Below are 3622 nucleotides of genomic sequence, written 5' to 3'. Positions count from 1 at the left end.
CCCCCTATGCCGCCTTGCTTCTGCCTGAATTAGTAAACGGTCTCGACCTCCACGAGACAGTCATAAAATGTCGCAGAACCGCCGAGATCGGTCAGCGCCTGGCTCGTCACCTGATTCGCATTGCAACCATCGGGTGCGAGTTTCTTCCACCAGATCGACAATCCGACCACCACGCCTTCACGCGCGCGATCCGTTATGCGAGCCCGCGCTTGCATCGATCCACGATCGTTGAAGATGCGCACCATTTCGCCGTTGGCAATCTGGCGGGCGTGGGCATCGGCGGGATGAATATCGACATGCGGCTCGCCTTCCGTTGACCGAAGGCTTTCGACGTTGACGAAGCTGCTATTGAGGAAGTTCCGGGCAGGCGGCGAGATCATCGAAAGCGGATACCGTGCAGCCAGCGCCGGCGCGTATTCAGCCGATTCATACGGCGGCAAATAGTCGGGCACCGGCTCCAGTCCCGCGCGCTCGAGGCGCTCGCTGAAAAACTCGCATTTTCCCGATGGCGTGCGGAATCCGCCCTCCGCAAACGGCGCGTCCGGCAGCTTGAGCTGCGCCCAGCCGTTCGACTTCAGTGTTTCCCAGTTCACGCCCGCAAGCGCGGGGTCATCCCATCTGAATGCCTTCGATGCCACTTCGTCATCGGTTTCGAACAACGCGGGATGCGTCAGCCCCATCGCTTTTGCCAGGCCTCGGAAAATCTCCGTGTTCGCGCGTGATTCGCCCACTGGCGGGATCGCCGGCAAGTTCGCCATCACATGCGTGTGACCGTAGGACTTGTGGGCATCGAGATGTTCGAGCTGCGTGGTCGCGGGAAAAATGAGGTCGGCGTAATCCGCGGTATCGGTCTGGAAGTGCTCGAGCACGATCGTGAACAGATCTTCCCGCGCGAAACCCGTGGCGACCTTCGCCGAATCCGGCGCGACGGCTACGGGATTCGAGTTGTAGACAATCATCGCTTCGATCTTCGGGCCGAACGTAGTGTCGCCGGGATGCAGAAGTGCATCGCCGATGGCATTCATGTTCACGATGCGAGGCAATTTCGACGGCCATCCCGGCAACAAGTCGGGCCGTTCGAGGGCGTTGACGTCAACAGGCGCCCAATTCGACGATGAAAGCAGCAACCCGCCCGACCGCTCGCGCCACGCACCGGTAAGCGATGGCAAACACGCAATCGCACGAACCGCATTGCCGCCGCCGCGCACGCGCTGCATGCCGTAGTTGAGACGTATGGATGCTTTTTTCGTCGATCCAAAAGCGCGCGCCAGATCGATCACCACTTGCGCTTCGATTCCGCAAATCTCCGCCACACGCGGGGGCGGATAGTCGTTCGCGCGAGCCTTGAGCTGATCGAAACCGAGCGTATGCGCGCTTATGTATTCATGGTCGATCAACCCGTCGCCGATCAGGACATTGATCATACCGAGCGCAAGCGCGCCGTCCGTGCCGGGCTTCAACGCAATATGCTGATGACACTTCTCCGCCGTGAGCGAACGATACGGATCGATCGCGATCAGTCGCGCGCCGCGCCGCTTGGCCTCCTGCGCCCGCGTCCAGAAATGCAGATTCGATGCAATCGGATTCGATCCCCAGATGAGAATCAACTCGCTTTCCTCGAAGTACTCGGTATGCATGCCGAGACTTCCGCCATACGTGTAGCGCAAGCCCGCGGCGCCGGCTGCGGCGCAAATCGTCCGGTCCAGCCGCGATGCACCCAGCATATTGAAAAAACGCGCCGCGATGCTTTCGCCCTGCACGAGACCCATCGTGCCCGCGTAGCTGTACGGCATGATCGCTTCGGGCGAACGCGCGGCTATCTCACCTAGCCGATCGGCAGCGAGTGTCAGCGCTTCGCCCCAGCTGATCGCTTCGAAATGTCCTTCGCCTTTGCGTCCGACGCGGCGCATCGGCGTCAGCAAACGATCCTTGTGATGCGTGCGCTCCGCGTATCGCGTCACCTTTGTACACAGCACGCCTTGCGTCGGCGGATGATCCGGGTCACCCGAAATCTTGATCGCGCGACCGTCCTTCACCGTGACGCGCATTGCGCATGTATCGGGGCAATCGTGCGGGCAGACGGCGCGGACGAATTCGGCGGGAGCGTTCATGGGAGATCCATTTAGAACCGGCGAAATCCGCCAGATGAGACAATTTTATTACGGTTGGCGAAAGCCGACGGTCTCGAACATCGATAAATAATCGCGGGCGTAGAATGGAACCACTGACGCGGATACCCGTGCGCACGATCAATTGTTCAGACAGGGGCTTTTTCCATGAATTTGATTCCAGAAATCGAAGCATCACACGAAGAAATCAAAGCTTTGCGACGAACGATCCACGCAAACCCGGAACTACGTTACGAAGAAGTCGGAACCGCGAAACTCGTGGCTGAAAATCTTGAACGATGGGGTCTCGAGGTTCATCGCGGGATGGGAAAAACCGGCGTGGTTGGTGTGTTGAAGCGCGGTTCGAGCTCAAGGAGCATTGGCCTTCGTGCCGATATGGATGCCTTGCCGATCACGGAACTCAACACGTTCGATCACAAATCACAAAATGCGGGACGCATGCACGCATGCGGTCACGACGGCCACACGGCCATGTTGCTCGGCGCGGCCCAACATCTGGCCAAGTATGGAAAGTTCGATGGGACCATCGTGTTCATCTTCCAACCGGCCGAAGAAGGCGGCGCGGGCGCAAAAGCGATGATCCACGATGGCTTGTTCGAGCAGTTTCCCGTCGATGCCGTCTTTGGCATTCACAACTGGCCGGGCATGAAGGCGGGCACGTTTGGCGTGACGGAAGGCCCATTGATGGCATCGAGCAACGAGTTTCGAATCAGCGTCAAAGGGATCGGGTCGCATGCAGCGTTGCCGCATAACGGCCGCGACCCGATTTTCGCCGCAATGCAGATTGCCAACGGACTGCAGGGAATCATCACGCGGAGCAAGAAGCCTATCGATACGGCCGTTTTGTCGATCACGCAGATCCACGCGGGCGACGCAGTCAATGTCGTCCCCGATGATGCATGGCTAGGTGGCACGGTAAGAACATTCACGGTCGAAACACTCGATTTGATCGAACGACGAATGAAGACGATTGTGGAATCGACCGCGGCCGCTTATGAGTGCGAAGGCGTGTTGGAGTTCTATCGAAATTATCCGCCGACGATCAATGATGCTGAGCAGGCGCGGTTCGCGGTATCGGTGATGGAAGAAATCGTGGGTAAGCAGAACGTGAATGCATCGGTGGAACCGACGATGGGCGCCGAAGACTTTTCGTTCATGCTGCTCGCAAAGCCTGGCTGTTATGCGTTTTTGGGAAATGGCGAAGGCGAGCATCGCGAATCGGGACACGGCGCGGGCCCTTGCATGCTTCACAACGCGAGCTACGATTTCAACGACGACTTGTTGTCGGTCGGTTCAACCTATTTTGTGAAGCTCGCTGACAGGTTTTTATCGGCTCGTTGATGGGTGTTTCATATCCGAGGAAGGATTGCGATGCGTCTTGCACTGCAATCCTCCTATTAACAGATAGCAGTGGGTTCGGCTGGTCTGATCGATTCCGCGCTGTAAACGCAAAAACCCCACTTTTTGGGGTGGGGTTTTAGCGACTGCGATGA

General features: G+C 58.1%; 2 protein-coding genes. One reads left to right on the top strand and one right to left on the bottom strand.

Features of this window, described 5'->3' with window-relative positions; all coding sequences use genetic code 11:
- Window positions 1-29 precede the first annotated feature (29 nt).
- Window positions 30-2111 carry a molybdopterin-dependent oxidoreductase gene (locus ACFFAR_RS27930; RefSeq protein ID WP_174365423.1) on the bottom strand — a complete coding sequence of 694 codons (2082 nt, stop codon included), beginning with the start codon at window positions 2109-2111 and terminating at the stop codon, window positions 30-32.
- Window positions 2112-2276: 165 nt separating this feature from the next.
- Here ACFFAR_RS27930 and ACFFAR_RS27925 point away from each other — a divergent pair, with 165 nt between their 5' ends.
- Entirely contained in the window at window positions 2277-3470 is a 1194-nt protein-coding gene (locus tag ACFFAR_RS27925; RefSeq protein WP_062000346.1) for a M20 aminoacylase family protein, read from the top strand.
- Window positions 3471-3622 lie beyond the last annotated feature (152 nt).

Source organism: uncultured Caballeronia sp. (assembly GCF_964243625.1).
Taxonomy (GTDB): Bacteria; Pseudomonadota; Gammaproteobacteria; order Burkholderiales; family Burkholderiaceae; genus Caballeronia.
Note: the sequence above shows the minus strand (reverse complement) of the source record. Positions and strands in the feature narration are given on the sequence as shown.